Origin of the sequence: Phreatobacter sp. (genome assembly GCF_052440005.1) — a bacterium.
Classification (GTDB): domain Bacteria; phylum Pseudomonadota; class Alphaproteobacteria; order Rhizobiales; family Phreatobacteraceae; genus Phreatobacter.
Genome location: NZ_JBQVQL010000147.1, coordinates 1 through 6,330, shown reverse-complemented (window position 1 = coordinate 6,330; position 6,330 = coordinate 1). Strand labels below are relative to the sequence as shown.

Sequence of the window (6,330 nt, the reverse complement as noted above, 5' to 3'; positions counted from 1 at the left end):
GGCCCTGGGCGAGCGCCGGGGCGGCCGACCACGCGAGGCCGGCGGCCGCGCCGGCGAGAAGGGCCGGCACGGCGCGGCGCGAAGGGACGAGGGTCATGCGGGGGCTCCTGCTCGGGTCACTGCAGCGGGTAACACCGCCGGGCGCCCTTCGGTTGCAGCGCTCACCCCCTCGTGACGGAACGGCGTCCGTCAGTTGGCCGCGAAGCAGTAGAACCGGCCATCGCCGCCGGTCGCCCGCAGCGAGGGCATGTCGCAGCCGCGCGAGCCGTGCGAGGTGTTCCACGACAGCGCCGGCGGCTCGGTGTTGAGGCCCATGCGGTCGTGGTGGCCGACCATGGCCGAACCCTCGCCGTTCTTCGTCCAGTTGCCGCAGGTGCGGTCGGCATCGCCCGAGAAGGCCGTGCCATCGGCCTGGCTGCCGGTGAGGATGTCGTGCTGGTTCGGCGTGTCGCCGCGCCCGTTGACCACGGCGCCCGTCTCGGTCAGCGCCGTCTGCTTGGTGAGGTTGTTGGTGCCGTGCAGCTCGGCGACGGAGGCCGCGATCACCACACCGCGGGCGTTGGCCCAGGGACCGGTGCCGATCCGGTCGCGGGCATTCACCGCGCCCGCCCCTTGCGTCGACAGATAGGCGCGCCAGGTGCGGTTGCCGGCACCCGCCGCGGCGGCGAGCGCCTGGCAATGCCTGTCGGCACCGGCGAGACCGCCGAGATTGCCGCCGTCGAGCGGCGCGGAGGTGATGAAGAAGCCCATCGGGGCTTGCTGCGCCGCCGCCGGCCCCGCAAGGCATGCCAGCGCCGCGGCGCCCATCAGCGCCGCCGTCAAACGAATAGCCATCGGTGTCGTCCTCGCCCTGTCGATGCCTTGTCAGGCTCCAGGGCCCGGCATCTGGGGGCGAGCCTAGGAAGGGCCGGCGCGGCCACCAAGACACAGGTCGGTGAGACAGGTAACCCTATAACCGCTCAGCCGCGCGCCTCGCCGAGCTTCCGGACGGACGGGCTCGCCACGATCTCGCGCCGCTCGGCATAGGCCTCGTGGTTTTCCTCGATCCGGCCGAGGTCGTAGAGATAGTTGACCATCACCCCGTGCGACTGGGCGAGACCGGTGTCCGACAGGTCGGCGCCGGCATTGATGCGCTCGAGCCTCGCGCCATTGCCAAGATGGAAGCGGGCGACAGGATCGAGCGGACGGTTGCCGGTGGTCTTGGCCGTGAGAAAGTAGCGCGCCGCGCAGCGCGCCAGCAGCCGGTCGACCTTTACCACGCGCGTCCGGTCGGCGCGCCAGTCGGTTTCGTCGAGGGCGGTAAGCAGGCCGCGCTCCTCCTCCAGCAGGAAGCCGGTCTCGGTCTTGCGCTCCTTGGCCAGCCACCTGGCGAAGCCCGGCACCGGCGACAGCGTCACGAAGGTGGTGAGCTTCGGCAGCTCGCGCTTCAGCTCCTCCACCACCTGCTTGATCAGCAGCGAGCCGAAGGAGATGCCGGCGAGGCCCGTCTGGCAGTTGGAGATGGAATAGAAGACCGCCACCCGGGCCTCGTCGGCGGCGAGCGCCGTACCGCCCTCGGCGATGAGCGGGCCGATGGCGGCCGGGATCTCGGCGGTCAGGGCGACCTCGACGAAGATCAGCGGCTCGTCGTCGAGGCGGGGGTGGAAGAAGGCGTAGCAGCGCCGGTCCTCGGGCTCGAGCCGCCGCCTCAGGTCGTCCCAGTCGCGAATCTCGTGCACCGCCTCGTAGCGGATGATCTTTTCCAGGATGTTGGCCGGCGTCGACCAGTCGATGCGCCTCACGACCAGGAACCCCCGATTGAACCAGGAGGAGAAGAGATGGACGAGATCGTCGTCCAGCACCTTCAGATCGGCTTGGCCGGGCAGCGCCGCAAGGAGGTCGTCGCGCAGGCGCACCAGGGCGGCGGTGCCGCCCGGCGCGAGGTTCAGCCGGCGGATCAGTTCCTGCCGGCGCGGTTCGGCGGCGGCATGCAGGCTGGCGGCGGCGGCAGCAGTCGGCTCGGACTGGTAGGCTGCGATCGCGGCCTCCAGCTTCGTCCGGTCGGCGCCGAAGCCCTCGGCGAAATCCTTCAGAACGGCCACGCGCTGATCGGCGTCGAGCTTGGCGTAGCCGTCGAGGATGTCACGGGCCAGCGCCGTTCCCGAGGCCTCGCCGCGGCGCGACAGGAGGGCGCGGGCGAGTGCCACAACGTCGGCCGCGCGGCGCGGCTGCAGTTCCGCCGGCTTCCAGCCGATCAGTTCCCGGCTGCGGCGCGAGACGGTCGCCAGCATGTCTGAGACGAAGGTCATGGGGGGAGCCTCCTCCGCCGGGCCACCGACCCGGCTCCCGCCATGCTGCCACAGATTGCTGCGTCGCGGCGAGACCCTCCCGGACAGATGGAGGCGCCTAGCCAACCGGTTGCCAGTCGATGTGCAGTTCCTCGCGGAAGGCGAAGCGCTTGAGGTGCTCGGCGACCACTTCCTCGAGCGTCGGCAACCTGTCGGCGGACGCGTCGAGCTTCAGGCTCAGCACGTCGCCGTTGGCGGAGAGCGTCAGCGCCGCCTCGTCGTTGAAGGGCACGGTGCCCGAGCGCTCGTCGAAGGTGACGGCGAACTTGTGGCTCCAGTGCTTGCAGAGCTGCTGCAGGTAGCGACTGGCATGTGCCGTCGCGATGTCGGCAAGCGATACCGGCATGATCAGGACCTCCGGGGACGACCTCGGTGAAGCCCTGATTGGCGCCGATCGCCAGAGGAATTGCACCCCGCCCCGCCGCAGGGCACCTCCGCATGAGCGCAGGGCCCGGCAGCCATGCCGGTTTAGCGGTTCTTGAAGGCGGGCTTCCGCTTCTCCGCGAAGGCGGCCATGCCTTCCTTCTGGTCGTCCATGGCGAACATGGCGTGGAACACCCGCCGCTCGAAGCGGATGCCCTCGGCCAGCGTGGTCTCGTAGGAGCGGTTCACCGACTCCTTGGTCATCATCACCGTCGGCATGGACATGTCGGAGATCTGGGCGGCGACCTTCACCGCCTCTTCCACCAGCTCGGCCGCCGGCACCACCCGCGACACCAGGCCGACGCGCTCGGCCTCCGCCGCATCCATCATCCGGCCGGTGAGGCACATCTCCATGGCCTTGGACTTGCCGACGAAGCGCGTGAGGCGCTGGGTGCCGCCGGCCCCCGGCATGACGCCGAGCTTGATCTCCGGCTGGCCGAACTTCGCCGTGTCGGCGGCGAGGATGAAGTCGCACATCATGGCGAGTTCGCAGCCGCCGCCGAGGGCGAAGCCCGCCACCGCCGCGATGATCGGCTTGCGGCGCTGGGCGACCCGGTCCCAGGCGGTGATGAAGTCCTCGAGGTAGCTCTCCGGATAGGACTTGTCCTTCATCTCCAGGATGTCGGCCCCGGCCGCGAAGGCCTTCTCCGAACCGGTGATGACGATGCAGCCGATGGCCGGGTCCTTGTCGAAGCCGTCGAGGACGCTGTTGATCTCGCCGACCAGCTGGCTGTTCAGCGCGTTCAAGGCCTTCGGCCGGTTGAGCGTGATCAGCCCGACCTTGCCGCGGGTCTCGACGATGATGGTCTCGTAGGGGGCCATGGGCGGTCCTCGTTGGGGGATGGGCTGGCGAGGAGAGCTAGCGGAGGCCGGCCGGGCTGTCATCTCGTCCGGAGGGGGAATGCGGTGGGTTGAAGCGGAAAGTCAGAGCCCTGCTGTGATGCCAGAAACCGCCCTCTCCGTCATGGCCAGGCTTGGCGCGGCCGGACACGCCGCCTCCAAGGAAGTCGTGGATGCCCGGCACAAGGCCGGGCATGACGTGATTGAGGCAGCCGCTATCGAGAAATCCAGGGCGGCCGCGGAACCGCTCGCCACTCACACCCGTCGCAGGCTGACGCTCTCGATCTTGTGGTCGTCCGCCTTCTTCAGGATCAGCTTGGCGCGGTGGCGGGTCGGCAGGATGTTGTCGCGCAGGTTCACGAGGTTGATGCCGTACCACAGCGCCAGCGCCGTCTTCATTGCCTCGAAATCCGACTTCTCGGCATAGCGGCGGAAATAGCTCTGGGGATCGCGGAAGGCGGTCTCGCGCAGCCGCATGAAGCGGTCGAGGTACCAGCGCTCCAGCACGTCCTCCTCGGCGTCGATGAAGATGGAGAAGTCGAAATAGTCCGAGACGAAGGGAATGGCCTTGCCCTCGCGCGGGGCGCGGCCGGTCTGCAGCACGTTCAGCCCCTCGACGATGAGGATGTCCGGCCGGTCGACCTCCACCGTGCCGCCCGGCACCACGTCGTAGACGAGGTGCGAATAGATCGGCGCCCGCACGTGCCGCTCGCCGGCCTTCACGGCCGCCAGGAAGCGCAGCAGCGCCTTGGTGTCGTAGCTTTCGGGGAAGCCCTTCTTCTTCATCAGCCCCTCGCGCTCGAGATGGGCGTTGGGAAAGAGGAAGCCGTCGGTGGTGACGAGGTCGACCTTCGGCGTGTTGGACCAGCGCGACAGCAGCGCCTGGAGGACGCGGGAGGTCGTCGACTTGCCGACAGCCACCGAGCCGGCGACGCCGATGACGAAGGGGATCTTCACGTCGCGCGCGCCGAGGAAGGACTGCGAGGCGCGCGAGAGCTTCTGCTGGGCCGCCACGTAGAAGGACAGGAGGCGGGAGATCGGCAGATAGATCGCCTCGACCTCCTCGATGGAGAGCTGGTCGGTAAAGGACCGCAGCTTCACCACCTCCTCCGGCGTCAGCGTCATCGGCGTGTCGGCGCGCTTCTCGGCCCATTCGGCGCGCGAGAAGACCCGGTACGGCGAGGGATTGCCGTTCGGGGGTTCGACCAGGGCGGCGGCGGCGAGGCTTGCGGGCATCGGGCGCTCGTTCATTCAAGGAGACTTGGGGCGCGATGCCTTTTCGGCATGGCCGGACTGGGCGGTGCGGCGGGAGAGTTCCGCCATCACCTCGTCGAGGGCGATGCCGCGGGCCTTCCACACCACCAGGAGGTGGAAGAGCACGTCCGCGCTCTCGGCCACCAGGCCGTCATGGTCGCCCTCGGTCGCGGCGATGATCGCCTCGATCGCCTCCTCGCCGAACTTGCGGGCGCAATGGGTTGGTCCCCTGGCGAGGGAGGCCGCCGTGTAGCTCTCGGCCGCCGGCGCCGCCGCGCGCCGGGCGACGATCGCCTCGAGGTCGGAGAGCGAGAAGGAACTCATCGGCACGCGGTCCCTGGCCTGCGGGGACGGGACCTGCCGCGGCAGGCTCCGGAGGAGGCGGCATGATGCAGATTATGAGGCCGCTGTCACGGTGGCAGAAGGGATGATGCGCCGCAGCATGGCTCAGCCGGCCCGGCAGACCATGTAGCGAGCGTCGGCGCCGTAGCTCGCGAGCTTGGGGGCGAGCGCCGGGATGGACGTCTCGGCGAAGCCCATCCGTCGCCAGAAGCCGGCGGAGCCGTTGACGGCGACGAGGCTGATCGCGGGGAGCCCCTGGCCCCGCGCCTCGGCTTTCAGCGCCTCGACGATCTCTGCGGCCGCCCCGGTCCCGCGCGCGGCCGGCAGCAGGGCGATGTCGTGGATGTAGTAGGTCGTGGCCGGCTCAGGCAGGTGGCCGAGCAGCGCGTTGAGCGGCGGGCAGGAGCCGGCCTCCCAGGGATGGCTCACCACATAGGCGTCGAGCCTCTCTGCTCCGGCAAGGACCCGGCAGCCGGACGGATACAGCCACTGTCGTTCGGCGAAGACCGCATCGTCCTCGGGAAAGTCGGGGTGGACCTCCGCCGCGATCGCTGAGACGGCAGGCAGGTCCGCCGCCGTCATCGGGCGCCAGGCGAAGGGGCTCATGCCCGCGCCCTGCGCCAGCTCTTCTCCACCGCGGCGGGCTTGTCGGAAAAGGTCTTCTCGCCGGTCCGCGCGACCTCGCGCGCCAGCCGGGTGTGCCGTGCCAGGATCCGCAGCTTCTTGGCACGCCCCGCCTCGCTGGCGTCGAGGCGGCGCGAGAGAAGGTCGAGGTCGCGGATGGCGCCCATCAGTTCGCCGAGCCGGTCGAGCTTGCCAGCCTTCGGCCGCGCCCCGCGGGGACGGACCTCCTCCAGCGCCTCGACGAGGTGCAGGCAGTCCTTGATCCGCTTGCGCGCATCGTGCAGCGGTTCCTCTGCGGGCTCCGCCTCGTAGGCGCGGAAAGCCTTGCGGGCCTTGCCGTAGGCCCGCGCCACCGCCTTGGCGAGATAGTGGCGGGGCGCGTCCTTGGGCGCCAGCCGACCGATCACCCGCGCCTGCTTCTGCAAGGCCTGGCCGAGGGCCGCGAGGTCGACCCGGTCGGCCCGGGCGCCACCCTGGCCGCGGGCGCCGACGCTGCGGGCCGCCTCCTCCAGCGCATGGG

At 70.0% G+C, this 6,330-nt stretch carries 8 protein-coding genes; all 8 read right to left on the bottom strand.

The annotated features are described in order from the left end of the window. Positions 1 to 189: 189 nt before the first annotated feature. On the bottom strand, positions 190 to 834 hold the full coding sequence (locus tag ACT6XY_RS21985) for a lectin (RefSeq protein ID WP_444750442.1): 645 nt from the start codon (positions 832 to 834) through the stop codon (positions 190 to 192). Positions 835 to 959: 125 nt separating this feature from the next. Beyond that, complete coding sequence (locus ACT6XY_RS21980) at positions 960 to 2,288, bottom strand: malonyl-CoA decarboxylase (RefSeq protein WP_444750441.1); 1,329 nt, start codon at positions 2,286 to 2,288, stop codon at positions 960 to 962. A 97-nt stretch (positions 2,289 to 2,385) separates the two neighbouring features. After that, a complete protein-coding gene (locus ACT6XY_RS21975; RefSeq protein ID WP_444750440.1) occupies positions 2,386 to 2,673 on the bottom strand; it encodes a DUF2218 domain-containing protein in 288 nt (95 codons plus the stop codon). A gap of 122 nt (positions 2,674 to 2,795) precedes the next feature. Further along, positions 2,796 to 3,572 (bottom strand): enoyl-CoA hydratase, encoded by a 777-nt coding sequence (locus ACT6XY_RS21970; RefSeq protein ID WP_444750439.1) that lies wholly within the window; start codon positions 3,570 to 3,572, stop codon positions 2,796 to 2,798. A 273-nt stretch (positions 3,573 to 3,845) separates the two neighbouring features. Further along, positions 3,846 to 4,826 (bottom strand): type I pantothenate kinase, encoded by a 981-nt coding sequence (gene coaA, locus ACT6XY_RS21965; protein ID WP_444750438.1) that lies wholly within the window; start codon positions 4,824 to 4,826, stop codon positions 3,846 to 3,848. 15 nt (positions 4,827 to 4,841) lie between these two features. After that, positions 4,842 to 5,168 carry a phosphoribosyl-ATP diphosphatase gene (locus ACT6XY_RS21960; RefSeq protein WP_444750437.1) on the bottom strand — a complete coding sequence of 109 codons (327 nt, stop codon included), beginning with the start codon at positions 5,166 to 5,168 and terminating at the stop codon, positions 4,842 to 4,844. Positions 5,169 to 5,291: 123 nt separating this feature from the next. After that, the gene (locus tag ACT6XY_RS21955) at positions 5,292 to 5,792 is read right to left on the bottom strand and encodes a GNAT family N-acetyltransferase (RefSeq protein WP_444750436.1); all 501 of its coding nucleotides are present in this window, start codon (positions 5,790 to 5,792) and stop codon (positions 5,292 to 5,294) included. Next, positions 5,789 to 6,330 (bottom strand): CHAD domain-containing protein (locus ACT6XY_RS21950; protein ID WP_444750435.1); only part of this gene is annotated, 542 nt, incomplete at its 5' end. The genes ACT6XY_RS21950 and ACT6XY_RS21955, both read right to left, overlap by 4 nt.